The organism is Methylobacterium sp. EM32, from assembly GCF_040593685.1.
Lineage (GTDB): Bacteria > Pseudomonadota > Alphaproteobacteria > Rhizobiales > Beijerinckiaceae > Methylobacterium.
Map to the genome: position 1 here is coordinate 25,282 of NZ_JBEXZS010000104.1, position 25,049 is coordinate 50,330.

Annotated in this window: 15 protein-coding genes; 8 read left to right on the forward strand and 7 right to left on the reverse strand. The window is 72.0% G+C overall.

The window, feature by feature from the left end; translation table 11 throughout:
* Positions 1–302: 302 nt before the first annotated feature.
* The 5 genes from ABZT49_RS15080 to ABZT49_RS15100 all read left to right on the forward strand — a co-directional run bounded on the left by ABZT49_RS15080 (position 303) and on the right by ABZT49_RS15100 (position 13,337).
* Complete coding sequence (locus ABZT49_RS15080) at positions 303–2,447, forward strand: glycosyltransferase family 2 protein (protein ID WP_355286856.1); 2,145 nt, start codon at positions 303–305, stop codon at positions 2,445–2,447.
* A gap of 85 nt (positions 2,448–2,532) precedes the next feature.
* A complete protein-coding gene (locus ABZT49_RS15085) occupies positions 2,533–3,837 on the forward strand; it encodes a UDP-glucose/GDP-mannose dehydrogenase family protein (protein ID WP_355286843.1) in 1,305 nt (434 codons plus the stop codon).
* An 83-nt stretch (positions 3,838–3,920) separates the two neighbouring features.
* Complete coding sequence (locus tag ABZT49_RS15090; RefSeq protein ID WP_048426071.1) at positions 3,921–4,157, forward strand: Lrp/AsnC ligand binding domain-containing protein; 237 nt, start codon at positions 3,921–3,923, stop codon at positions 4,155–4,157.
* Between the two features lie 361 nt (positions 4,158–4,518).
* Positions 4,519–11,970 carry an SDR family NAD(P)-dependent oxidoreductase gene (locus tag ABZT49_RS15095; RefSeq protein WP_355286844.1) on the forward strand — a complete coding sequence of 2,484 codons (7,452 nt, stop codon included), beginning with the start codon at positions 4,519–4,521 and terminating at the stop codon, positions 11,968–11,970.
* Complete coding sequence (locus ABZT49_RS15100) at positions 11,967–13,337, forward strand: aminotransferase class I/II-fold pyridoxal phosphate-dependent enzyme (protein WP_355286845.1); 1,371 nt, start codon at positions 11,967–11,969, stop codon at positions 13,335–13,337. The genes ABZT49_RS15095 and ABZT49_RS15100 overlap by 4 nt, the downstream gene beginning before the upstream one ends.
* Before the next feature lie 234 nt (positions 13,338–13,571).
* On the opposite strand, the gene ABZT49_RS15105 is transcribed toward ABZT49_RS15100, so the two are convergent.
* Positions 13,572–14,420, reverse strand: a complete 849-nt coding sequence (locus tag ABZT49_RS15105; RefSeq protein ID WP_355286846.1) for a formyltransferase family protein — start codon at positions 14,418–14,420, stop codon at positions 13,572–13,574.
* A 26-nt stretch (positions 14,421–14,446) separates the two neighbouring features.
* Positions 14,447–15,220, reverse strand: coding sequence for an SDR family NAD(P)-dependent oxidoreductase (locus ABZT49_RS15110; protein WP_355286847.1), 774 nt, complete (start codon positions 15,218–15,220; stop codon positions 14,447–14,449).
* Between the two features lie 268 nt (positions 15,221–15,488).
* Between ABZT49_RS15110 and ABZT49_RS15115 the strand changes: the two genes are divergently transcribed.
* On the forward strand, positions 15,489–17,456 hold the full coding sequence (locus ABZT49_RS15115) for a capsular polysaccharide biosynthesis protein (RefSeq protein ID WP_355286848.1): 1,968 nt from the start codon (positions 15,489–15,491) through the stop codon (positions 17,454–17,456).
* Positions 17,457–17,565: 109 nt separating this feature from the next.
* Here ABZT49_RS15115 and ABZT49_RS15120 read toward each other — a convergent pair whose 3' ends face one another.
* Positions 17,566–18,912 carry a capsular biosynthesis protein gene (locus ABZT49_RS15120; protein ID WP_355286849.1) on the reverse strand — a complete coding sequence of 449 codons (1,347 nt, stop codon included), beginning with the start codon at positions 18,910–18,912 and terminating at the stop codon, positions 17,566–17,568.
* A 654-nt stretch (positions 18,913–19,566) separates the two neighbouring features.
* Between ABZT49_RS15120 and ABZT49_RS15125 the strand changes: the two genes are divergently transcribed.
* On the forward strand, positions 19,567–20,796 hold the full coding sequence (locus tag ABZT49_RS15125; protein WP_355286850.1) for a polysaccharide biosynthesis/export family protein: 1,230 nt from the start codon (positions 19,567–19,569) through the stop codon (positions 20,794–20,796).
* A gap of 109 nt (positions 20,797–20,905) precedes the next feature.
* Here ABZT49_RS15125 and ettA read toward each other — a convergent pair whose 3' ends face one another.
* The 4 genes from ettA to ABZT49_RS15145 form a co-directional block, all read right to left on the reverse strand.
* On the reverse strand, positions 20,906–22,558 hold the full coding sequence (ettA, locus tag ABZT49_RS15130) for an energy-dependent translational throttle protein EttA (RefSeq protein WP_355286851.1): 1,653 nt from the start codon (positions 22,556–22,558) through the stop codon (positions 20,906–20,908).
* Between the two features lie 208 nt (positions 22,559–22,766).
* Positions 22,767–23,039, reverse strand: a complete 273-nt coding sequence (locus tag ABZT49_RS15135; protein WP_407943510.1) for a hypothetical protein — start codon at positions 23,037–23,039, stop codon at positions 22,767–22,769.
* Positions 23,040–23,087: 48 nt separating this feature from the next.
* Positions 23,088–24,002, reverse strand: a complete 915-nt coding sequence (locus ABZT49_RS15140) for a DNA/RNA non-specific endonuclease (RefSeq protein ID WP_407943511.1) — start codon at positions 24,000–24,002, stop codon at positions 23,088–23,090.
* Positions 23,999–24,253 (reverse strand): hypothetical protein, encoded by a 255-nt coding sequence (locus tag ABZT49_RS15145; protein ID WP_355286853.1) that lies wholly within the window; start codon positions 24,251–24,253, stop codon positions 23,999–24,001. Before ABZT49_RS15145 ends, ABZT49_RS15140 begins: the two co-directional genes overlap by 4 nt.
* A gap of 315 nt (positions 24,254–24,568) precedes the next feature.
* Here ABZT49_RS15145 and ABZT49_RS15150 point away from each other — a divergent pair.
* A partial coding sequence (locus tag ABZT49_RS15150) for a 1-deoxy-D-xylulose-5-phosphate synthase N-terminal domain-containing protein (protein WP_355286854.1) occupies positions 24,569–25,049 on the forward strand: 481 nt, incomplete at its 3' end.

Below are 25,049 nucleotides of genomic sequence, written 5' to 3' on the forward strand. Positions count from 1 at the left end.
CGATGATGGGCCCGCCGTGTTCCCCGCAGGCGCGGGGATGAACCGTCTTCACTTACTTCGACAACCCGTACACCAACGTGTTCCCCGCCCCCGCGGGGATAGACCTTGCCAGCCGCGCCGCGCCCCTGCTAAACGGTCGCCCTGAGAGATCGGTCTAACCAATTGATTTTATTGATGATGATGGCAGCCTGCCGAGGCGGCTGCCGGAGGCGCGAGGACAGGTGACAGCCCAGACCCCTTCCCCCGTCGCGCCTCCTCACGCCCCCCTGCGCGCCGCGCTCCGCCTCGGGCGCGGGCGGACCGTGGCGCGGGACTTTGCCCGCCTCACGCTCGAGTTCGGGGCGCAGGGCCTGCGCCTCGACGTGGCGGATCTCGGGCTCGGCGGGCGCTGGGTGAGCATCGCCTTCAAGGACGAGAATCACGGCGCCTTCAGCCGGGTCGAGCTGGCCGCGATCGTCGACGGGCCGGAGGGGCCGCAGGGCACCAGCCTGTCCGAACGCGCCTTCGGCCACGGGCGCTTCACCTGGCTCGGGCGGCTGCCCGCCGGCACCACGGCCCTGACGCTCACGCCGATGCTCGGCGAGGCGGGCCTGAACATCGCCGAGTTCACCGTCACGGTGCGGAGCCGCCTCGCCCTGGTCGGCCGGGCGGCCCTGCGCCGGCCTCTCCTCACCGGTGAGGCCCTGCTGTGGCGCGCGGTCGGCAAAAGGGTGCGCTCGCAGCACCGCCTCGCCCGCGCCCTCGTGCCGCCGGGGCTCACCGGCTACGATACCTGGGTCCGCCACTTCGACACGTTGAGCGAGGCCGACCGCGCCCGCATCGCCGCCGAGGTGGCGCAGTGGCGCGATCCCCCGCTGATCTCGGTGGTGATGCCGGTCTACGATCCGGGTGCGACGGTGCTGGAGGAGGCCCTGCGCTCGGTCCGCGCGCAGCTCTACCCGCACTGGGAACTCTGCATCGCCGACGACGCCTCGACCGATCCGGCGGTGCCGCGCCGGCTCGCCCGGGCCGCCGCCGAGGAGCCCCGCATCCGCGTCGTGCGCCGGCCCGAGAACGGCCACATCGCGGCCGCCACCAACACCGCGCTCGGCCTCGCGCGCGGGGCCTACATCGCCTTCATGGACCACGACGACGTCCTGCCGGCCCACGCCCTCTACGAGGTGGCCAAAGCCATCCGGCGCGAGCCGGACCTCGACCTGATCTACAGCGACGAGGACAAGATCGACGCCGACGGGCGGCGCTTCGAGCCGCATTTCAAGGGCGACTGGAACCCGGAACTCCTCTACGGCCAGAACTACCTCAACCACCTGACCGTGGTGCGCCGCAGCCTGGTCGAGGCGGTCGGGGGCCTGCGGACCGGCTTCGAGGGCAGCCAGGACCACGACCTGCTCCTGCGCCTGAGCGACCGGCTCGATCCCGCCCGCGTCCGCCACCTGCCGGTGATCCTCTACCACTGGCGCACCGCGATCGGCTCCGGCACCTTCTCGGACGCGTTCCTGGCGCGGGCCGAGGCGGCGCGCCTGCGGGCGCTCGAGGAGCTGGTGGCGCGGCGCGGCTGGCCGCACCGGGTCGAGCGCGGGCCGCTGGGCTTCAACCGGCTGGTGCGCGCCCTGCCTGATCCGGCGCCGCGCGTCTCGGTCGTCATCCCGACCAAGGACCGGGCCGAGCTCCTGCGCGTCGTCCTGGACGGGCTCCTCACCCGCACCGACTATCCCGCCATCGAGGTCGTGGTGGTCGACAACGGCAGCACCGAGCCGGCGGCCAAAGGCCTGCTCGCGGAGGCGGCCGCCGATCCGCGGGTGCGGGTGCTGTCGCGGCCGGGGCCCTTCAACTTCTCGGGGCTGTCGAACGACGGCGCGGCCGCGGCGAGCGGATCCCTGCTCCTGTTCCTCAACAACGACATCGAGGTGCGCGAACCGGGCTGGCTCGCCGAGATGGCCTCGATCGCGGTCGAGCCGGCGGTGGGGGCCGTCGGCGCCAAGCTGTCCTATCCGGACGGCACGCTCCAGCACGGCGGCGTGGTGCTCGGCGTGGGCGGCGTGGCCGGCCACAGCCATCCGGATATCGGGCCCGACGACCCGGGGTATTTCGGCCGCATGGTGATTGCGCAGGAGGTCTCGGCGGTGACCGGCGCCTGCCTGATGATCCGCCGCGAGGTGTTCGACGCGGTCGGCCGCTTCGATGCCGAGCGCCTGGCGGTGGCCTTCAACGACATCGACCTGTGCCTGCGGGTGCGCAAGGCCGGCTACAGCGTGATCTGGACGCCGCACGCCGCCCTGACCCACCACGAATCGAAGAGCCGCGGCAAGGAGGACACGCCGGAGAAGCGCGCCCGCTTCGAGGCCGAGGTCGCCACCATGACCGAGCGCTGGGGCCCGGAACTCCGCAACGACCCCTATTACAACCCAAACCTCGCCCGGGCGAAGGCGCTGTTCCGCCTTTGGTGACGGCGCGCCCGTTGCCCGTTTTGCACTGCAACGCTACAGCGATGCCCGCGGGCACGGGGCCGCGCCGCTGCCGGGAGGACGTGAGATGCGCGTTGCGATGGTGGGAGCGGGCTATGTCGGCCTGGTGTCCGGAGCGTGCTTCGCCGATTTCGGCCACGCCGTCGTGTGCGTCGACACCGCGCCCGAGAAGATCGCCGCCCTGAACGACGGCCGTATCCCGATCTACGAGCCCGGCCTCGACGCGCTGGTGGCCGAGAACGTGCGCCAGAGCCGCCTCTCCTTCACCACCGACCTTAGGCAGGCCGTCGCCGGCGCCGACGCCGTCTTCATCGCCGTCGGCACCCCGTCGCGCCGCGGCGACGGCTTCGCCGACCTCACTTACGTCTACCAGGCCGCCCGCGACATCGCCGGCGCCGTCACCGGGCCGACCGTCGTCGTCACCAAGTCCACCGTGCCGGTCGGCACCGGCGACGAGGTCGAGCGCATCGTCCGCGAGGCGAGGCCTGACATCGCCATCGCGGTCGCCTCCAACCCCGAATTCCTGCGCGAGGGCGCGGCGATCTCCGACTTCAAGCGTCCCGACCGCATCGTCATCGGTGCCGACGATCCCCAGGCCGCCGCCGTGGTGAGCGAGCTCTACCGCCCGCTCTACCTCAACCACGCGCCGATCCTGGTGACGTCCCGGCGCACCGCCGAGCTGACTAAGTATGCGGCGAACGCCTTCCTGGCGACCAAGATCACCTTCATCAACGAGATCGCGGACCTGTGCGAGCAGGTCGGCGCCGACGTGCAGGAGGTCGCCCGCGGCATCGGGCTCGACAACCGCATCGGGCGCAAGTTCCTGCATGCCGGCCCGGGCTACGGCGGTTCGTGCTTCCCCAAGGACACGCTGGCGCTGGTCAAGACGGCGCAAGATGCAGGCAGCCCGGTGCGGCTGGTCGAGACGGTGGTGGCGGTCAACGACCAGAGGAAGCGCGCGATGGCGCGCAAGGTGGTGGCGGCCTGCGGCGGCTCCGTGCGTGGCAAGCGGATCGCGGTGCTAGGTCTGACGTTCAAGCCGAATACCGACGACATGCGCGACGCGCCGTCGCTGGCGATCATCGCGGGCCTGCAGGATGCGGGGGCCCAGGTGGTGGCCTACGACCCGGAGGGGGTGGAGCAGGCGCAGGGCCTGTTGAGCCAGGTGGACTACGCCGCCGATCCGTATGCCTGCGCGTCGGGGGCGCACGCTCTCGTGATCGTGACCGAGTGGGACGCGTTCCGGGCGCTCGACCTCAAGCGCCTGCACGCCGCCATGGCCGAGCCCGTCATGGTCGACCTGCGCAACGTCTACCGGCCCGAGGATGCCCGCCGGCACGGCTTCACCTATGCCAGCATCGGGCGGCCGTGACCTCCGCGACGGCGCCCCTAAGAATTTTTCCAGTTCCAAGACTTCTTCGAGACCAGCGACCACCGCCCGCCGGGAGCCAGCCGATGCAGACCTTCTTCGTCGAGATCAAGTGCCGCCTGGGCAAGACCTACACCGTGGCAAGCGCCCTGGCCGACCGCGAGATCGCGTCCGAGATCTATTCCACCGCTGGTCATTACGATGTTCTGGCGAAGTTCCACGTCGATGACGGGGTGGATATCGGGCATTTCGTGGCCGAGCACGTGCAGACCATCGCGGATATCCAGGATACCCGCACCATCATCACCTTCAAGGCCTTCTGACCGCGCGCGGGCAGGTCCCGGGCCGGTCTGCCGCATTGCGACCCGATTCATCGGGTCTAACGGTTCGGACGCGTCCCGGCCCCGCCTGGACCGCGCCAAGCTTAACCCGACGCTCCATGAGGTTCGGCATTTCTTCCAGATGACAGTGTTGTGTCGCTTGTGCAGGCGTTGTGCCTGGTCTTGGGGCAGGACTTCGACTGATGAAGGGATGTCACACTTGAGCCAAGTCTTGCTTCTTCGGGGCGGGTCGTGCCGTTCCGGGGTTGGCGCGACGCGGGTGTCATACTATGGGTTGGGTTGAATGCCCGGGTGCGGCGCCGTCGCCTCCGGTCCTCCGTAAAAGAGCGTGTGCGAATCGAACGTGACACAGCGTCCTGACATCGCGATCATCGGTCGGGCCTGCCGGCTTCCGGGCGCCTCTGGCGTCGACAGCCTGTGGCAGATGCTCATCGAGGGACGGTGCGCCGTCTCGCGCATCCCGGAGGACCGCTGGTCCCTCGAGCGCATGGGCCACCCGCGGGCGCAGGAGCGCGGCAAGAGCTACACCTGGGCCGCCGGCGTCATCGACGATCCCTGGTCCTTCGATCCCTCCGTGTTCGGCATCTCGCCCCGCGAGGCCGAGCAGATGGACCCGCAGCAGCGCCTGCTGCTGGAGCTGACCTGGGAGGCGCTGGAGAGCGCGGGCCTGCGGCCGTCGGCGGTGGCCGGCAGCCCGGTCGGCGTGTTCGTGGGCGCCTCCTCGCTCGATTACGGCAACCTGCGGGTGCTCGACTCCGCCTCGGGCGACGCCTACGCGGCGACCGGCAACACGCTGTCGATCCTGTCGAACCGCATCTCCTACATCTTCGACCTGAAGGGGCCGAGCTTCACCCTCGACACCGCCTGCTCGTCGTCCCTCGTCGCCCTCGACGCCGCGGTGGCGGCGATCGCCTCGGGGCGGATCGACACGGCGGTGGTGGCGGGCGTCAACCTGCTGGTGAGCCCGTTCAACTTCGTGTCGTTCTCCAACGCCTCGATGCTGTCGCGGACGGGCCTGTGCCAAGCCTTCTCGGCCAGCGCCGACGGCTACGTGCGCGCCGAGGGCGGCGTCGTCCTGGTGCTGCAATCGGCGGCGGCCGCCGCCCGCAACGGCGCGACGGTGCGGGGCGTGATCGCCGCCTCGAAGGTGAATTCCGACGGGCGCACCACCGGCATCTCCCTGCCGTCGGGCTACGCGCAGGGCGCGCTGCTGGAGGAGATCTACCGCGAGGCCGGGGTCTCCCTCGACGCGATCGCCTTCATGGAGGCCCACGGCACCGGCACCCCGGTGGGCGATCCGATCGAGGCCGGCGCCATCGGCGGCAAGCTCGGCCGCGGCCGTTCCACGCCCCTGCCGATCGGCTCGATCAAGACCAATATCGGCCATACCGAGCCGGTCTCCGGCCTCGCCGGCCTGCTCAAGGCGAGCCTGGCGCTCGAGCACGACCTGCTGCCGCCCTCGCTGCACAGCGCCGAGCTCAACCCGGCGATCCCGTTCGACGAGCTGAACCTCGCGGTCAACCGGGAGCTGCGGCCTTTGCCCCGCACGGCGAAGGAGCGCTTCGCCGGCGTCAACTCGTTCGGCTTCGGCGGCACCAACGCGCACGTCATCCTGACCGACCCGGCGCCCGTCGCGGCCTCGGCCGCGCCCGCCGCACAGGCTGCGGCGCCGGAGGTGCTGCTGGTCTCGGCCCAGACCAAGGCGGCGCTCGCCGACCTCGCCCAGGACTACGCCGCCCGCCTCGACGGGGCGGATGCGGCCGAGATCGCCCGCGTCGCCGCGGCCGCCGCGCATCGCCGCGAGCGCCTGCCGGTCCGCGCCGCGATCCCGCTGCGCGACCTCGGCACCGAGGAGGTCGCCGATGTGCTGCGCAGCGTCGCCGAGGGCGAGGAGACTCCCGCGGCGGTCGTCGCCACCGCGGTCGAGCGCGCCGGCGGCGTCGCCTTCGTGTATTCGGGCAACGGCAGCCAGTGGGCCGGGATGGGCCGCGACGCCTATACCCTCAACCCGGTCTTCCGCGCCCGCTTCGACGAGGCCGACGCCCTGTTCCGGCCGCTCGCCGGCTGGTCGCTGAAGGATGCGCTGCTCGCCGACGACCTGGAGGAGCGCCTCGCCCTCACCAGCGTGTCGCAGCCGCTGATCTTCGCCATCGAGGCCGCCTCCACTGCGGCGCTGAAGGCCGTGGGCCTCACGCCGACCGCGATCGTTGGCCACTCCGTCGGCGAGATCGGTGCGGCGGAAGCCGCCGGCATCCTGACGCTCGAGCAGGCGGTGAAGGTCATCTTCTACCGCTCGAAGCACCAGGAGGCGACCCGCGGGCTCGGCACCATGGCGGTGCTGCTCGCCCCCGTCGAGGAGGTGCAGACCTTCCTCGTCGACTACCCCGAGCTCGACATCGCCGCCTATAACAGCCCGAAAGCCGTGACGGTGGCGGGTCCCGTGGCGGCGATCGACGCCGCCATGAAGGCGCTCGCGCGCAAGCGCCGCCGCGGCCGCAAGCTCGACCTCGACTACGCCTTCCACGGCCGGCTGATGAACCCGATCGAGGCGCCGCTGCGGCGCGACCTCGCCGGGCTCAAGCCCTCCGCCGGCACCGTGCCGCTCGCCTCGACCGTGACCGGCGACGTGCTCGACGGCACCGCCTTCGACGCCGGCTACTGGTGGCGCAACATCCGCGAGCCGGTGCGGTTTAGCGCGGCGATCCAGGCCGCGGCGCAAGCCGGCGCCCGGATCTTCGTCGAGGTCGGCCCGCGCCCGACCCTGCTGCCCCATATCGGCGACTGCCTCGAGCCCCTCGGCCTCGACGCCGCCACCGTCGGCGTGCTGCCGAAGAAGACGCTCGCCACCGATCCGTTCCGGCGCGCGCTGGCGGCGTCGCTCGCGGCCGGTGCCGCGGTCGACGAGGCCCTGGCCTTCGGCGCCGATCCGGCCGGCAGCGTGGCGCTGCCGCACTATCCCTGGCAGCGCAAGGTCTTCCGCCTGCCGGAGACTACCGAGGCGACGAACCCGGCGAGCGCCCGGCCCTACCACCCGCTGATCGGCACCCGCCAGGGTCCGGACGGGCTGGAATGGCTGGCCCATCTCGACGTCGCGACGGTGCCCGAGCTCGACGACCACCGCATCGACGGCCAGGCGATCCTGCCCGGCGCCGGCTTCGCCGAGATGGCGCTGGCGGTCGGCCGCGAGATCGTGCGCTCGGAGAGCGTGACGCTCGCCGACCTCGAGATCCAGCAGCCGATGGTCTTCGCCGAGGACGCGGTGCGCGAGGTGCTGTGCCGGTTCTCGCCCGGCGCCAACCTGGTGCAGATCCTCTCCCGTCCGCGCCTGAGCCAGGCGCCCTGGCAGCTCCACGCCGTCGCCAAGCTGGTCGAGGGCGAGACGCCGCCTCCGGCACGCCTCACCGGCCGCGACGTGGCGGCCCTGCCCTCCGAGACGACGGTCGAGGGCGAGGCGCTCTACGCCCGCGCGAAGGCCTCCGGCCTCGGCTTCGGCCCGTCCTTCCGCCAGGTCGCCCGTTCGGCCCGGCTCGACGACGCCACCATCGTCTCCGACCTCGTGCCCGCCGAGGCGAGCACCCGCTACGGCCTCGTGCCGGCGCGCCTCGATTCCTGCTTCCACGGGCTGATCCTGCTCTTCGCCGACCTCCTCGGCGAGGCGGCGAGCCGGGCCTACGTGCCGATCCGCTTCGGCGAGATCCGGCTCGTGCGCCCCGGCGCGGCGATCGACCGGGCGGTAATCCGCACGCGGCGCTGCAACGAGCGCAGCATCCTGGCCGACTTCACCCTGGTGGACGAAGCCGGCGAGGTGATCGCCACCTTGCGCGAGGGCCGGTTCCAGGCCCTGCGCATGAAGGCCGGCAACGACCTCGACGCCTTCGCGATCCGGCAGTTCACCGAGCTCGCCACCGAGCCGACGGCGATCGCCCTCGAGCCGCAGCCCGCCATCGCGGCCCTGGTCCGCCGGCAGGCCGGCGCGGTCACGGCGACCGGCGAGGCGGCGCTCGGCGCCGGCCACATGCTGCTCGAAGGCTGGGCGACCTCGCTCGCCGACCGGCTCGCCCGCGGCCTCGCGGTCGGCGGCGTCGTCGATGTCGCGGCTTCGCGCCGGCTGCCGGCGCTCTTGCGCCCCTGGTTGACCAACCAGCTCCTGGCGCTCGAGGTCAGCGGCCTCGCGGAGGGGGCGGGCGACGGACGCTGGCGCCTGCGCGCCGATGTCACTCTCCCTGCGCCCGACGAGATCATGCGCTGGATCGCGGCCGATCATCCCGAGCTGTCGGCGGAGCTCCTGCTCTGCGCCGATCTCGGCGCCGTGGTCTCGCGCATCCTCGCCGGTACCCTCTCGGACGCCCCATCCCTGCCGCAGGCAGCCCTCGACGCGTTCTCGCTCCGCGGCGCCACCGTACGGGCCTCCGCCGATGCGGTGATGCGGCTCCTCTCCGACAGCGCCGCGTCGCTCCCGCGCGACCGGGCCCTGCGCCTGCTCCAGGTCGGGTTCGGGCCACTCTCGGCCCAGGTCGCGACCTTCGCAGGCCTGCACGAGGCGCGCCTGACGGTGTTCGAGTCCGACCGGCGCCTCGCCGAGCGCGCCCGCCTCGCCCTGCCCTCCGGCGTCACGATCGTCGAGGATCCGGCGACTCTGGGCCTTGCCGCCTTCGACGCGGTGCTGGCGAGCGACGTTCTGCACCGCGCCTCCCGCGACCTGCTCACCCCGCTCGCGGCCTCGCTCGCCGCCGGCGGCCTGTTCGCGGCGGTCGAGCCCGGTGCTTCGCTGTTCCGTGACATGGTGTTCGGCCTCAACCCCGGCTGGTTCGAGACTGCGGGCGAGGTTCCGGTCGGGCGCCTCGACGACGTCGCGGGCTGGCAGCGCTCGTTGAGCGCCGTCGGCCTCGTCAAGGTCGCGGCGGACCGCGCGGTTACCCGCAACGGCAACGACCTGCTGCTGCTGGCGGAAGCCCCGCCGCGGCCGAAGGCGGCCGCCGGCCAGACCTTCGCCTTCGTGATCGGCTCGGAGGACGAGTTCGCGGCCGAGACCGCCTCGTCGCTGGCGACTCTTCTGGTCGCGAGCGGGGTCCACGTCTCGATCATCCTCGATTCCGAGGCCTCGCTTCGAGAGCTGGAGCGCGAGACGCCCGACACGGTCGTGTATCTCGCCGGCGCCTTCAACCGCGGCGGCGAGCCGGCCGAGCGGCTGCGCGAGCGCTGCCTCGGGCTCAAGCGCTGCGTCGAGCATCTCGGCAGCCGCCCGACCCGGCTCTGGGTGGTCTGCCCCGGTGCCACCCGCGACCGCGGCGGGCTCGCCTGCGGCGTCGAGGCCGGAATCTGGGCCTTCACCCGGACGCTCGCCAACGAGGTGGCGTCGCTCGACGTGCGCCGCATCGACCTCTCGACGGCCATCCCCTCGAAGCGCGCCGCCGAGCGCCTGCGCGACCTGATCCTGTCCGGCACAGCCGAAACCGAGATCGTGGTCGACGACGATTGCACCCGGGTGGTGCGGTTCTCGCAAGGCGCGCGTCCGGCCCGCCGCTCCGGTCCCGCGGCCCCGGCCGCGCGGCTCGAGCGCAGCACCACCGGCGGCCTCAACGAGATGCATTGGGGACCGGCCGAGCGCGTCGCCCCCGGTGCGGGCCAGATCGAGATCGCGGTCGAGGCCACCGGCCTCAACTTCCGCGACGTGCTCTGGGCCCTGTCGATGCTGCCGGAAGAAATCCTCGAGGACGGCTTCGCCGGCCCGCGGCTCGGCCTCGAATGCGCCGGTCGCGTCGCCGCGGTGGGCGCGGGCGTGACCGCGTTCAAGCCCGGCGACCGGGTGGTGGCCTTCGCCCAGTCGGGATTCGCCACCCACATCGTAGTGCCCGAGATGGTCGTGGCGGCCGCCCCCCAGGGGCTGTCGCCGGAGGCCGCGGCCACCACGCCAGTGGCCTTCCTCACCGCCTATTACGGCCTCGTGACGCTCGCCCGCCTCAAGGCCGGCGAGTGGGTGCTGGTCCATGGCGGCGCCGGCGGCGTGGGCCTCGCCGCGCTCCAGATCGCCCGGATGCGCGGCGCCCGGGTCATCGCCACCGCCGGCTCGAACGAGAAGCGGGCGCTGGTCAAGGCACTCGGCGCCGAGCACGTGCTCGACTCGCGCTCGCTCGCCTTCGTCGACGACATCCGCCGCATCACCGGCGACGGCGTCGACGTGGTGCTCAACAGCCTGTTCGGCGAGGCGATGGAGCGCAGCCTCAACGCGCTCAAGCCCTTCGGGCGCTTCGTCGAGCTGGGCAAGCGCGACTACGTCGCCAACACCCATATCGGCCTGCGGCCGTTCCGCCGGAACCTGTCGTATTTCGGCGTCGACCTCGACCAGCTGCTCCAGTTCCAGCCGGACGAGGGCAAGCGGCTGTTCCGCGAGGTGATGGCTTTGTTCACCGACGGCAGCCTGAAGGCGCTGCCCTACCAGCCCTTCGCGGCGGAAGAAGTGTCGGACGCGTTCCGGCTGATGCAGCAATCGGGTCACATCGGGAAAATCGTGATCGCGCCGCCGAAGGCCGGCATGATCCCGGCCGAGACGACGAAGCCCTTCGTGGTGGCGCCCGACCGCGTCCACCTCGTCACCGGGGGCCTCGGGGGCTTCGGCATCGAGGCGGCGCGCTGGCTCGCCGACCGGGGCGCGCGCCACATCGCCCTCGTCGGCCGCAAGGCCCCCACGGGCGAGGCGGCGCTCTCGGCGATCGCCGATCTCAAGGCCCGCGGCGTCGCGGTGCAGGTCGAGTCCTGCGACATCACCGACCGCGTTGCGGTCCAGCGCCTGATCGCCCGGGTGGAGGCCAAGGGGTCTAAGCTCGCCGGCATCATCCACGGCGCGATGGTGCTGCAGGACGGCCTGATCGCGAACCTCGATCCCGCCGCGCTGGAAGCGGTGATCGCCCCCAAGGTGATCGGCGCCGGCCATCTCGACGCGCTGACCCGCGACCGGGCGCTCGACTACTTCGTGCTGTTCTCCTCGGCCACGACCTTCATCGGCAATCCGGGCCAGGGCTCCTACGTCGCCGCCAACGGCTTCATGGAGGGCCTCGCCCGCCAGCGCCGCCGCCTCGGCCTTCCGGCCCTGGCGGTGGCCTGGGGCGCCATCGGCGACGTGGGCGTGCTCGCCCGCAACAAGGCGGTGATGGAGACGCTCGCCGGCCGCGTCGGCGTGACCCCGGTCGATGCCCGCAAGTCCCTCGACCTGATGGCCGAGGCCCTGGGCGTGCAGGGCGCGGCGTCCGACGACGCGGTGATCGCCATCGCGGCGATGCACTGGGGCAAGGCGCGCGAGCGTCTCGCCACCCTGCGCTCGCCGAGCTACGCCAGCCTCGGCTCCGAGCAGCAGGCGGAGGCCGGCGGACAGGTGGCGATCAGCATCGCGGGCCTGCTGCGCGCCCACGACCTCGACGACGTCCGCAAGACCGTGGCGGACGCCATCGTCGAGGACATCGCCCGCATCCTGCGCCTGCCGAAGGACGACATCAGCCGGGTGCGCCAGCTCTCGGAGATCGGCCTCGACTCGCTGATGGGCGTCGAACTCGGCGCGAGCCTGCAGGAGCGCTTCGGCCTCGACGCGCCGCCCTCCGGCGTGTCGAGCGGCCAGACCGTGACCGAGCTCGCCGACACCCTGATCCAGTCGGTGGCGGCCCCGGTCGACGACAGCGCGGCGGCGGTGGTCAGCCTGTCGCAGCGCCACGGCGGTGCCGAGGCGGCCGACGCCGCAACGCTCCAGTCGCTTCAGGTGCTGGTCGAGCAGAACAGCCAGGACATCAAGGTCATCACCCAATGAGCAGTGGATCCTCCCACGGCGCGGGCGGGCGCGAGGCCCTGGCGGGCTTCGTCGCCGCCCGCCTCGGCAAGGCTCCCGTCCGTCCGGCCCCGGCTCGTCCGGCGCCCAAACCCGCCCTCGCCCAGGCCCAGAGCTTCGACAGCCTGCCGGCCTACAAGGAGCTGAAGCTCCAGCGCTCCGCGGCCGACCTGATCGGCCTGGGCAACCCGTTCTTCCGCGTCCACGACGCCAAGGCCGGCGCGACGACGCGGATCGATGGGCGAAGCTTCACCAACTTCTCGTCCTACGACTATCTCGGCCTCAACGGCCATCCGGAGGTGAACGCGGCGGCGCAAGGTGCGCTGGCGGAATACGGCACCTCGTCCTCGGCGAGCCGCATCGTCGCCGGTGAGCGCCCGGGCCACCTGACCCTCGAGAAGGCGCTGGCCGCCCATTACGGCACCGAGGCCTGCGTGGTGATGGTGAGCGGGCACGCCACCAACGTGGCGACCATCGCGGCCCTGCTCGAGCCCGGCGACGTGATCTACCACGACGCCCTGATCCACAACTCGGTGGTCACCGGCGCGCAGCTCTCGGGCGCCCAGCGCCGCAGCTTCGCGCATAACGACCTCCAGGCCCTCGAATCGCTGCTGCACGCCACGCGCCACGAGCACCGCCGGGCGCTGATCGTGATCGAGGGCCTCTACAGCATGGACGGGGACGCCCCCGACCTTGCCGGCGTGGTCGCCCTCAAGGAGCGCTACGGCGCCTGGCTGATGGTCGACGACGCCCACGGCCTCGGCGTGCTCGGCCAGGACGGCCACGGCCTGCACGAGCATTGCGACGTGCCCCCCGGCAGCGTCGACATCTGGATGGGCACGCTGTCGAAGACGCTGTCCTCCTGCGGCGGCTACATCGCGGGCGCCGCTGCGCTGATCGAGCTGCTCAAGTGCACCGCGGGCGGCTTCGTCTACTCGGTCGGCCTGTCGCCGCCGCTCGCCGCGGCCGCCACCGCCTCGCTGGCTCTGATGCGGCGCGAGCCGGAGCGGGTGGCACGGCTTCGCCGCAACGGCGCCCTCTTCCTGGCCTGCGCCCGCGAGCGCGGCCTCGATACCGGCTTCAGCCTCGGCCTCGCGGTGGTGCCGGTGATCCTCGGCGACTCGCTCAAGGCCGTGACCCTGTCCGACCGGCTGTTCAAGCGCGGCATCAACGTGCAGCCGATCATCCACCCGGCGGTGCCGGAGCGGTCCTCGCGCCTGCGCTTCTTCATCACCTCCGAGCACACGCCGGAGCAGATCCGCGAGACCGTGACGGTGCTCGCCGACGAGCTCGACGAGCTGAACCAGGGCGGCTCGCTGGTCGAGCGGCTGATGTCGCGGCGGGCGTGAGGCCAGCCGGCTCTCCGACGCTGCTGAAACCCTCCATCGTCATCCCGGGGCTCGCCGCAGGCGAGAACCCGGGATCCATAAACGCTGACGTTGGCGGAAGAAGCGGATCGCGCGCCGCCCGTCCTGAACCGTCAGCGGTTATGGATTCCGGGTTCCGCTGCGCGGCCCCGGGATGACACGGAGGGTCTGTCCGGGTCGGTGCAGGTCGATCCTCGGAGTGCCGATTCTTTCGGATCACGGCTTGAGCGACAGGCTCAGCGCCTCCCGCAGATCCCCGGTATCGATGAGCTTCCGGCCCCGCCGCTTCAGGTCGCGCAGCTGCGCCGGCGTCGGGAAGCCGCAATAGGGCAGGACCGGGACGCTCCGCCCCTCCGGCAGCACGCCGGTGCGATCGGCCTCGGCCAGCACTCCCTCCAGCAGCGGCCGTCCGGCCTCGTGCAGCAGCACCGCCGCCCGCGAGGCGGTGACGTCCGCGGGCAGCGCCACCGGCGCTTGCGCCAGGATGCCGCCGGCATCGATCGCCGTCGCCAGCCGGTGCACCGTGACGCCGAATTCGGGCCTGTCCTCCAGGAGCGCGTGCAGGGTCGGCACCGGGCCGCGGTGGCGCGGCAGCAGCGAAGGGTGGACGTTGAGGCCCCCCTTCGGCGCTGCCGCGAGCGTCGCGGCGTCGAAGATCTGGTCAAAATGGAACGACACGATCAGGTCGGCACCGTGGTCCCGCAGCTGCCCGGTCGTCTCCGGCCCGTTCACGTCGGTGATGGTGGCGTGCGGCAGGCCGAGGCGCCGGCACAGGGTGCGCATCGGGGTCGCCTCCGGCACGTCGCGGCTCCCCGACAGCGCCTGCGTCGCCGGCGCGATGCCCCGGGCGAGGTCGGGCAGGCCGAAATTCACCGCGAGATAGGGCAGGAAGCCGGGCCCGGAGCGCGCGAGGTGGCGCCGCACCTGGCCGGTCAGCCCGCCGGTGCTCGGCCGCTCGGGGTCTGACAGGCCGACGAAGGCGATCCGCGCGGCATGGTCGGCGACGAAGCGCCGGACCGCCCGGGCGTTGGGCAAGGCCTCGAGGGTGAACAGGGCGATCCGCACTGGGTGTTTCCTCTCCGCGACGGGGGTCAGCGCTGCTGCCGCTCGCTCATCCGGAAGCTGAAGCCGCGCATGCCGAGGCGGCGCCAGAATTCCGGGATCAGCCCGGCGCCCCGCGCCGCCGCGGCGAGCGCCGCCGGGAAGGCGACCACCGCCTCGTCGCGGGCGAGGCCCTTGGCGATGCGCGTCGCCGCCGCCTCGGCGCTCATCTCGAGCGGGCGCCAGCCCTCGTAATCGGCCCCCATCGCGGTCTTCACGTAGCCGGGGCAGACCACGTTCATCCGCACGCCCTTCGGCGCTAACTTCTCGCGCAAGGCGAGGCCGTGGGCCAGCAACGCCGCCTTGGTGCCGCTATAGGCCGGCGCGTCGGGCAGCGGCGCATAAGCCGCGAGCGAGGAGATCAAGGCGATCTGGCCGCTGCCCCGCGCCGCCATCAGGGCGACCGCCGGCAGCGCCACGTTGAGGGCGCCCATCAGGTTCACATCATAGACCAGAAAGGCGGTCTCCTCGGTCTCGAGCCCCCCCTCCGGATGGCCGCCATTGACGCCCGCATTGGCGACGACGAGGTCGAGGCCGATCCGCACCGAGACGTCGTCGATCCAGGCCCGCACCTCGTCGCGGTCGCGCACGTCGAGGGCCCGGGTCTCGACCGCGGCGCCCTTGCGCCGGCAGGCCTCGGCCACCGCCTCCAGGCGCTCGGGCCCGCGGGCGTTCAGGACCAGGGTGGTTCCGGGGGCGGCGTAATGCTGCGCCAGGGCTGCGCCGATGCCGCTCGAGGCGCCGGTGATCAGGATGACGGGCACGTTGATTCTCCCGGGGATCGGAACGCGGCGGCACGGCCCGCGCCTCTAGCACGGCGGTCCCCGCCGGGTCGCGGAAAAATCCGGCCGACCCCGATTTGCAAAAATCGGATCGATTGTAAGGAGAACCGGTGCAGGACAGGGTCCGGCCCGATGAAGTCCCGTCCGTCGCGCGCGGGGCGCGTGCTTGACGGGGCCGGGGTGATGTGGAACGGCCCCTGCTCCGGGTTGCATGGCCGGGGCGGCACGGTCCGCAGTGAGTGAGAGGCGGATGGATCGCGGCAAGCTGAAGCGGTTGTGGCCCCGGATGCCGTCGGAGTCGGAGGGGCCCGGGCCCCGCCGCTCGCGGCGCCTGGGCAGCGAGCCGACCTCGCGGCGGGTGCGCCTGAGCGACCGCTGGGACGAGGGCTTCCTGCGGCTCGGCGACGCCCGTCCCGAGCGCGCCTTGAGCTACATCATCGACGGGCTCGGCATCCATTACGATGCCACGGCGCCGAGCGAGCTCGAGGTCATGCTCGAGGAGGGCGGCTGGGAATCGGACGAGCTTCTCGCCCGCGCGCAGGCCGGCATCGCACGCCTGCGCGAGCGGCGGCTCAGCCTCGACAACGATCCCCGCCGCCGCGACCTGCCGGCGCGCCCCGATCCCAACCGCCGGCGCGTGGTGATCGTCGACCAGGCCGTCGGCGACCCGACGATCGGGTTCGGGCTGGCCGGCGCCAGCGCCTTCGCGGCGATGCTGGCGGCCGCCGCCGCCGACGCGCCGGAGGCCGAGCGCCTGGTGGTGATGGATCCGGCCGCGAAGGTCGGCCCGCGCGGCCACATCGATGCGGCCGCGGCAGAGGCCGCCGGCGCCCGCCTGGTGAGCGATCCCGTCACCGCCTGGTCGGTGGCGGAAGGGTGCGACCGCGTCTACGTCGTCTCGGCCCATGCCGGCTTCGAGGCGGCGCTCGCCGGCACGCCGGTGACCTGCTTCGGCCTGCCCTTCTACGCCGGCTGGGGCTTCACCGACGACCGGCTGCACCTGCCGCGGCGCACCCGCCGGCGCAAGGCCGCGGACGTCTTCGCCGCCGCCTACCTGGTCTGCTCGCGCTACTTCGATCCCTATACGGGGGCGCCGGCCCGGTTCGAGGACGCCGTCGCGATCCTCGATCTCGTCGCCTCGCGCTGGCGCGAGAACGCGGTGCCGACCCTCTGCGTCGGCTTCTCGGCCTGGAAGCGGGACTGGATCACCAGGACCCTGTCGGCCCCGGGCCACCGCCCGGTGGTGCGCCGGGGCGACGCGCCCGTGACGGCGGGCGAGCTGGCGGAGGTCCGCCGGGTCGTGACCTGGGCCAGCCGGATGCCGGCCGGAACCGAGGAATCCTGCCGCACGGCGGGCGTGCCGCTCCTGCGCATGGAGGACGGCTTCCTGCGCTCGATCGGCCTCGGGGTCGCCCTGCGCCCGGGCGCCTCGCACGTCCTCGACGCCGCCGGCGTCTACTACGACGCCACCGGTCCGAGCGACCTCGAGCGCCTGCTCGAGACCGGGACCTTCCCGGCCGATCTCCTCGCCCGGGCGGCCGCTCTGCGCGAGGCCGTGGTCGCCGCGCGGGTGAGCAAGTACAATGTCGGCAGCAACGCGATGCCGGCGATGCCGCGGCCGGGCCCGGTGGTGCTGGTCGCCGGCCAGGTCGAGAACGACGCCTCGATCCGCCTCGGCGGGACGACGGTCTCGGGCAATGCCGCGCTCCTGCGCCTCGCCCGGGAGCGCAATCCCGGTGCGGTGATCGCCTTCAAGCCGCATCCGGACGTCGAGGCGGGCCTCAGGCCCGGCTGGGTGCCGCCGGACGAGCTCGCCGCTCATGCCGACGTGGTCCTGCGCGACGTCTCGGCTGTCGACGCGATCGAGGCGGCAGACCGGGTCGAGGTCGCGACCTCGCTGATCGGTTTCGAGGCCCTGCTCCGCGGCAAGGCCGTAACCACCCACGGCCTGCCCTTCTACGCCGGCTGGGGCCTGACCGACGATCCCGGCTGCCCCCGCCGCACCCGCCGCCTGACGCTCGACGAATTGGTGGCCGGCGCCCTGATCCTCTACCCGCGTTACGTCGACCCGCGCACCGGCCTGCCCTGCCCGCCCGAGGTGCTGGTGCAGCGCCTCGCCGAGGGCGACCCGGAGCTGGCGCGCCGCGCCGTCACCCCCGAGGCCCTGCTCAAGCAGGTCTGGTCCGTGGTCTGGCGCCGCGTGCTGCGGCGGGGGTGAGGCCGGGGACATTCGGCGCCTCGGCGCCGGCCCGGTCAAGGGACCGGATCTGGAAACGAAAACGGGGCCGTTGCCGGCCCCGTTTTCGTTTCGTCGGGTTCTTCCGCGATCAGGCGTTCTGCAGCGCCTCGATGCCCGGCAGGTCGTCGCCGGCCCCGGGGGCCGTGCGGGCCCGGGAGCGGACCTCGAGCCAGGCGCCCTGCGTGAGGTCGAGGCGGGAGGCCGTCGCCTCCACGGCCGCCGCCAGGCCCTCGCCCTTGTAGTACACGCCGCGGATCTGGATGTTGGCGACGATCGCCTTGATGAAGGCGTCCCAGAGCTCGCGCCGCGGCGGCTCGGCCTGCGTCCAGAACGTCTCGAGGGCGCCCTGATAGGTCAGACCCTGGATGTCGTAGATCGCGGCGCCGAGCGTCATGGTCGGCTTGGCGGCGCGCATCGACCACAGGCCAACGGTGCTGTTGACCGTCACGACCCCGCGGCAGCCCTCCAGCATCGCCCCGAGATCGCCGCCGTCGACGAAGTCGACCCGGTCGGAGACGCCCCACTTCACCGCCGAGCGGCGCACGATGCGCGCCCAGTTGCGGATGCCGGGATCGAGGGGGTGGATCTTGACCAGCAGGCGCGACTCGGCCGGCGCGTGCTCGGAGAAGGAGCGGATCACCGCGTGGATCGGCGTCTTCAGGTCGAAGAACGGCGAGTAGGCGCGCAGCTGGAAATCGTTCTCCATCTGCAGCGGCAGCACATAGTAGGTCGTGCCGGCCTCGCGCAGGCGGCGCACCAGGGCGTCGCCCCGCGGGCCGGTGCGCTTGGCGCGCAGGATGTGCAGGCCGGTGCCCATGTAGACCAGGGCCGGATGGTGCACCTGGTGCGACTTGTAGCCGGGATAGAGCCACCAGAGCCAATTGCTCATCAGGTGATAGCCCATGTCCCAGACGGCCTGGAGCCAGAAGCTGTCGCGGTAGCGCGGCACCAGGTCGGGCTCGGGCGCCTTCGCGGCGAGCGCCATCACGGCCTCGGGGTCCTTCGGGAAGCAGCTGTCGCCCGACATGCCGTCGCGCTCCAGCGTGATCCAGTCCGGCCGCAGGTAGCCGAAATCCGTCACCGTGACGTTCAGGCCGCGGGCCTTGGCGGCGGCGATTGCGACCTTGTGGTAGTAGCGCTGCTCGCCGAGCAGCATCAGGTCGGTCACACCCTCGCGGTCGATCAGGTCGGCGATGAAGGCCGGCCAGGTCTCGCGGGTGCCGCGGAAGTTCACGCCGCCGGCCCGGCGCCAGAACAGCCAGTCGCCGAAGCAGAGATTCACCCGCAGGCAGCGATGGCCCCGTGCCTCCAGGGCGTCGGCGACCCGAGCGAAGTACGGCGTGACCGGTCCCTGCAGGAACAGGAAGACCTGACGGGCGCCCGGACGGACGGCCTGGCGGGCCGTTTCGACGTTTCGCGCGGGATCAGCTCTCACGGGCACACCTCGAGTCTGGGCAGGAGCCGGCACGGTCGCCCGGCGGAATCCTGCGGCGGTCAAGGCCCGAGCAGGCTGCGGCCAGCCTGTCCGGGACGGACATTCGGGGCGCGCGAGAGCCGCGCGCGAGCCGCTGACGACGCGGACAGTACCGGCCGATCCGGGACGAACAATGGCAATTCTGCAACAATCAGCGAGAATCGCAGGACCATCGTCGCGCGGAGGGCTGTTGACGCCGTCACGATCGTCCGACGGACGACCGTCGCCATAAGGCCTGCGATCTGGGCAGGAACGTGGACGGATCGGGTTTATTCCCGGGATTCACAGACCGTCCCCGTGCCGTGTCGCCCCCACGCCACGGCGGGCACCCGTACCGCCACGCTCGCGACGCATTTGCGGCCGACTTGCCCCGAGATGCGGCCCTACGGCGTGGGCCCGGTGCAACACCGGCGCCGCTTGTGCGCGCAGAGCGCCCCGTTCATCGCTCCCGAGCACCCGAGATGGTAGGAGGAAGCAGTGAAGCGTGGCCGCTTCGCGGCCGTCTTCGGTGAGCGCCGCGAGCGATCGGGACGGATGCCGGCGCGCCGGCATCGACGGAGTGGAAGACCACAATGGGCCGTCGCGGACGGCCCGGATGGTTTCGGAGGGTGGTGCATGGTGCGCGTCGGTATGCCAGCGGTCCTGGCGGCTGCTTGCCTCATCGGGGGATGCAGCAGCTTCCTGCCCGCTTCCGGCCCGACGGCGAGCGCGGTCGTGGAGGGCGCCGACGTCGCGACCGACCAGGGCCTGCTCGCCCGCTACGAGCTCGTCGACGTCGATGCCGCGGTGGTCGAGGCCCTGCGCGGCCGCCCGCTCGACAGCCTGCTCGCCTCCTTCGGCGACCGCCGTCCCTCGGTGCAGCCGGTGATCGGCGTCGGCGACGCCATCACGGTGACGATCTGGGAGGCCGGCAGCGGCGGCCTGTTCTCGGCCCCCGCCGTCACCGGCCTCTCCTCCGGCTCGAAATCCTCCAGCATCCCCGAGCAGATCGTGGCGCGGGACGGGACGATCTCGGTGCCGTATGCCGGCCGCATCAAGGTCGCGGGCCGGCGCGCGCCGGACGTGCAGTCCCAGATCGAGCAGGAACTCGCCGGCAAGGCGATCCAGCCGCAGGTGCTCGTCACCGTCAACTCGCCGCTCAGCACCAGCGTCACGGTTTTGGGCGAGGCGGCGGCGGCCGGGGGCGGTGCCCGCGCGGCGGCGGCGCGGGGCGGCCCGGTCTCGAACCTCGGCGGCGGCCGCGTGCCGCTGACCGAGAAGGGCGACCGCCTGCTCGACGTCATCGCCACCGCGGGCGGCGTCTCGGCGCCGGTGAACGAGACCTTCGTGCGGCTGTCGCGCGGCTCGGCCACCGCGACCGTGCCGCTGACCGCCGTCGTTTCCAACCCGCGCGAAAACATCTTCCTGCGCCCGGGTGACACCCTCACCCTGGTGCGCGACCCCCAGACCTTCCTGGCCGTCGGCGCGACGGGGGCGAATTACGAGATCCCGTTCTCGGCCGAGGGCATCACGCTCGCCCAGGCGCTGGCGAAGTCCGGCGGCCTGCGCGATTTCCAGGCCGATCCGGCCGGCGTGTTCATCTTCCGGTTCGAGCCGGCCTCGGTGGTGCGCCGCCTGCGTCCGGGCAGCCCGCTCCTGTCCTCGAACTTCGTGCCGGTGGTCTACCGGATCAACATGCGCGATCCCAACAGCCTGTTCGTCTCCCAGGCGTTCCGGATGCGCAACCGCGACCTCGTCTACGTCTCGAACGCACCCTTCACCGAGGTCCAGAAGGTGCTCAGCGTGTTCTCCACCGTCACCTCGCCGATCGCGTCGGGCGCCTCGCTGTACTCGGCGACGCGGTAGGCGCCCGCGACGGGATCCGGACACGAGAACGGGCCCCGCGGGGCCCGTTTTTTATTGTCCGAAGGCTGGTGGATCGGGGGCAGAGACGAACCGCTCCGCCCCATTCTGCTCAGCGGCTAAACTTCTTGTACTTGATCCGGTGCGGGATGGTGGAATCGACGCCCAGGCGCCGCTTCTTGTCCGCCTCGTAATCGGCGAAGTTGCCCTCGAACCACTCGACGTGGCTGTCGCCCTCGAAGGCGAGGATGTGGGTCGCGATCCGGTCGAGGAACCAGCGATCGTGGCTGATGATCACCGCGCAGCCGGCGTAATCCTCCAGCGCCTCCTCCAGCGCCCGCAGGGTGTCGACGTCGAGGTCGTTGGTCGGCTCGTCGAGGAGCAGCACGTTGGCGCCGCTCTTGAGGATCTTGGCGAGGTGGACGCGGTTGCGCTCACCGCCGGAAAGCACGCCGACCTTCTTCTGCTGGTCGGAGCCCTTGAAGTTGAAGGCGCCGCAATAGGCTCGTGAATTGATCTCGCGCTTGCCGAGATAGAGGATGTCGTTGCCGCCGGAGATCTCCTGCCAGACCGTCGCGTCGGGGTTGAGTGCGTCGCGGGACTGGTCGACGTAGCCGAGCTTGACGCTCTCGCCGACGCGGATCTCACCCTTGTCGGGGCTCTCGAGGCCGTTGATCATCCGGAACAGGGTGGTCTTGCCGGCGCCGTTCGGGCCGATTACCCCGACGATGCCGCCCGGCGGCAGCTTGAACGACAGATCGTCGATCAGCAGTCGGTCGCCGAAGGCCTTCTCCAGGTGGTCGAACTCGATGACGTTGTTGCCGAGCCGCTCGGCGATCGGGATGACGATCTGCGCGGTCGAGGGGCCCTTCTCCTGCGACTTGGCGACGAGGTCCTCGTAGCGGGCGATACGGGCCTTGGACTTGGCCTGCCGGGCCTTCGGCGAGGCCGAGACCCATTCCTGCTCGCGCTCGATGGTGCGCTGGCGCGACTCCTCCTCGCGGCCCTCCTGGGCGAGGCGCTTCTGCTTCTGGACCAGCCAGGACGAGTAGTTGCCCTCGTAGGGGATGCCCCGGCCGCGGTCGAGCTCGAGGATCCAGCTCGTGACGTTGTCGAGGAAGTAGCGGTCGTGGGTGACGATCAGGATCGCGCCCGGATAGGAGCGCAGGTGCCCCTCGAGCCAGCCGACGGTCTCGGCGTCGAGGTGGTTGGTCGGCTCGTCGAGGAGCAGGAGCTCCGGCTGCCACAGGAGCAGGCGGCAGAGGGCGACGCGGCGGCGCTCGCCGCCCGAGAGGGTGGCGACCGCGACGTCGTCGCCCGGGCAGCGCAGGGCGTCCATCGCCTGGTCGACCTTGGAATCGAGATCCCACAGGCCCTTGGCCTCGATCTCGTCCTGGAGGCGGGTCATCTCGTCCGCCGTCTCCTCGGAATAGTTCATCGCGAGCTCGTTGTAGCGATCGAGGATCGCCTGGGACTCGGCGACGCCCTCCATCACGTTCTCGCGGACCGTCTTGTCCGGATCGAGCTGCGGCTCCTGCGGCAGGTAGCCGACCCGCGCGCCCTCGGCCACGAACCCGTCGCCGTTGAACTCGGTGTCGATGCCAGCCATGATCCGCAGCAGCGTCGACTTGCCGGCGCCGTTGACGCCGAGCACGCCGATCTTGGCGTCCGGGTAGAAGGACAGGTGCACATTGTCGAGCACCTTCTTGCCGCTGGAATAGGTCTTGGTCAGACCCCGCATGTGGTAGATGAATTCACGGGCCATGGGCTGGTCCTTCCGGGGTTCGTGTCGCGCGGTCCCGACCGGATTCGGGGCGGGCCGGGCGGAGGATCGTGACGATGATCCGGCCCGACGGGCGCCGGCGCGGGCGGCCGCGCGTGGGAATTGGGAGTGCTCCCGCGCTTACCAGGGCCGCCGGGGGGGTGCAAGGCGGCCCGAGAGCACCCTCCGAGAGCGTCCTTCAAGAGCGCCCTCACCCGAACGGGTTCTTCACTTCCGTCGTCGCCACCCGGACATCGTCGGCCCGTTCGGGCAGGTCCCCCTCGCCCTCCAGGGCCGCCACGATCGCCCCCAGCGTCTTCTGCAAGGCCCGCGCCCGCTCCAGGCTCTCCCGGTCGCGGGCGAAGTCGAGCGAGCCGTGGAGCGCGATCCGGGCGCTGCCGTTCTCGAGGGTCAGGCCGCCGAGGGTCTGGACCGCGGCTTCGTCGGCGAAGGGGGTGAAGGCGGGCTTCGCGTGCGCGGGCAAGGGTTTCCTCCCAGACATGGGTTTCCTCCCAGACATGGGACACTCGTTTCAGAACAGCGAGCGGAGGAAGTCGCGCCAGGCGCGGCGGGCGGCGCGGCGTAGCTCGGCGGCGAGCCAGTCGAGGAAGCCGGGCTCGCGGCGGCTGCGCGGGCCGCCGGCATATTCGTCGCGCCGCGGCTCGGGCAGCGCCATGGTGCGGCGGCGGACGGCATCCGGCAGGTCCGGAAAGGCGACGATGCCACCCATCGCCGCGAGCTGGTCGAGGGAGATCGCCTCCCAGGCCTCGCCCGGGGCGGCGTTGCGGGCAAGGTAGACCCCGGCCTCGCCGCGATTGGCGTCGTAGACCGCCTTGAACAGCCGGGTCGGGATCAGCACCCGGCCGCGCAGCGACTGCACGCTCGTGCCCTCGAACAGCGGCCCGGTGACGACGAACAGGTCGCCGCGCTCGACCGCGAGCGCCCGCACGCTGCTCTCGATTCCGGCCCAGAGCTGCCGGTTGAGGTCCGGGTTCTGCGGCACGATGTTGGCGAGGGTGAAGGATTCGGCCTGCGCGCTCGGGCTCGGCATGTCGCCGGAGGGGGCCATGTGGCCCCGGTCCCAGCCGCTGCCGGCGTAATCCGCGAGGCCGGCGCGCGCCGCCTCCGGCACTCCTTCCTCCTCGTGGAAGGCATCGACCCGGTCGACCCGCCGGGCGGCCTCGACCCGCGCGGCGGTGAGGTGCTCGGCGGCGTAGAGCGGCGTGCGCGACAGGCCCGAATAGAGGACCGCGAAGGCCTTGTAGCACAGGAGCGTGGTGTCGGCGGAGAGCCGCGGATTGGTCAGCATCGGGAGCGTGCCGCCGGCGAAATGCTCCGGGCAGGTACGCGCCAGGGCCGGCCCCGGCAGGAGCGCCGTCCAGACGATCAGCAGCAGGGCGCCGCCGGCCGGCGACTTCAGGGCGCGGACATCGGCGACGCGGATCACGCGCAGATCCGGACCCGCCGCGGGCCCTCGGGCGTCGGGCGCAGGCGCCAGGTGCAAGCGGGGATCCGGCGCCGCGCGATGGTGTCGCAGGTGCGGTCGGTGGGCCGGCAGACCGGCAGGTGCGGTAGCCAGGCGGGATCGAGGGCGGGGTAGAGCGGCACCGCCCGCGCCGGGCCAGGCGCTGCCAGGACGCCCAAAGCCGCCAGCAAGAGGCTCAGGACGAGCCCGCGCGCCGGTATCGACCGTCCCATCTGACCTCCATTGAGGGAATGCATCTTGAGCGGAACCGCTCAGGCGGTCCCGTCGTGCCCAAGGATCCTCGCCTAAGAATCCTCGTGCGCAAGCATCCTAGCGCAATCCGGCGCAGCTGTCGCCGCGCCGCGAAGGATTCACGCCGGGTTCAGGATGTTCTTCGGAGTTGTCAGGCCGCGCACAGCCGCAACCGAGACGGTCGCGCGTCGCGCCATGGCGCGATCGGCCGCTTGCGGTATAACGGCCGCCATCTGCGGGGACTCCCGGCCGCGAGGCTATGCGGGGTCCGCCCTCGAATGAGCGAGTGTCACGACTTGTCCGATCTGGTTCTTCCCCTCCTCGACCGCGTCCGCGAGCCGGCGGATCTCCGCCAACTGCCCGAGAGCGACCTGACCCAGCTCGCCGCCGAGCTGCGCGCCGAGACCATCGACGCCGTCTCCGTCACCGGCGGCCATCTCGGCGCCGGCCTCGGCGTCGTCGAGCTCACCGTCGCCCTGCACTACGTCTTCAACACCCCCGACGACCGCATCATCTGGGATGTCGGCCACCAGGCTTATCCCCACAAGATCCTCACCGGACGCCGCGACCGCATCCGCACCCTGCGCCAGGGCGGCGGCCTCTCGGGCTTCACCAAGCGCGCCGAGAGCCCCTACGACCCCTTCGGCGCCGCCCACTCCTCCACCTCGATCTCCGCCGGCCTCGGCATGGCCATCGGCCGCGACCTCTCGGACGCCGCCGCGAAAGCCCGCGGCGAGACGCCGCCGCGCCGCAACGTCGTGGCGGTCATCGGTGACG

Bases quoted from the DNA above. Each gene is read 5' to 3' on its own strand.
- ABZT49_RS15125 (WP_355286850.1), top strand. From the start codon at position 19,567: ATGGTGCGCGTCGGTATGCCAGCGGTCCTGGCGGCTGCTTGCCTCATC.
- ABZT49_RS15115 (WP_355286848.1), top strand. From the start codon at position 15,489: ATGGATCGCGGCAAGCTGAAGCGGTTGTGGCCCCGGATGCCGTCGGAG.
- ABZT49_RS15085 (WP_355286843.1), top strand. From the start codon at position 2,533: ATGCGCGTTGCGATGGTGGGAGCGGGCTATGTCGGCCTGGTGTCCGGA.
- ABZT49_RS15090 (WP_048426071.1), top strand. From the start codon at position 3,921: ATGCAGACCTTCTTCGTCGAGATCAAGTGCCGCCTGGGCAAGACCTAC.
- ABZT49_RS15100 (WP_355286845.1), top strand. From the start codon at position 11,967: ATGAGCAGTGGATCCTCCCACGGCGCGGGCGGGCGCGAGGCCCTGGCG.
- ABZT49_RS15145 (WP_355286853.1), bottom strand. From the start codon at position 24,253: ATGGGACGGTCGATACCGGCGCGCGGGCTCGTCCTGAGCCTCTTGCTG.
- ettA (WP_355286851.1), bottom strand. From the start codon at position 22,558: ATGGCCCGTGAATTCATCTACCACATGCGGGGTCTGACCAAGACCTAT.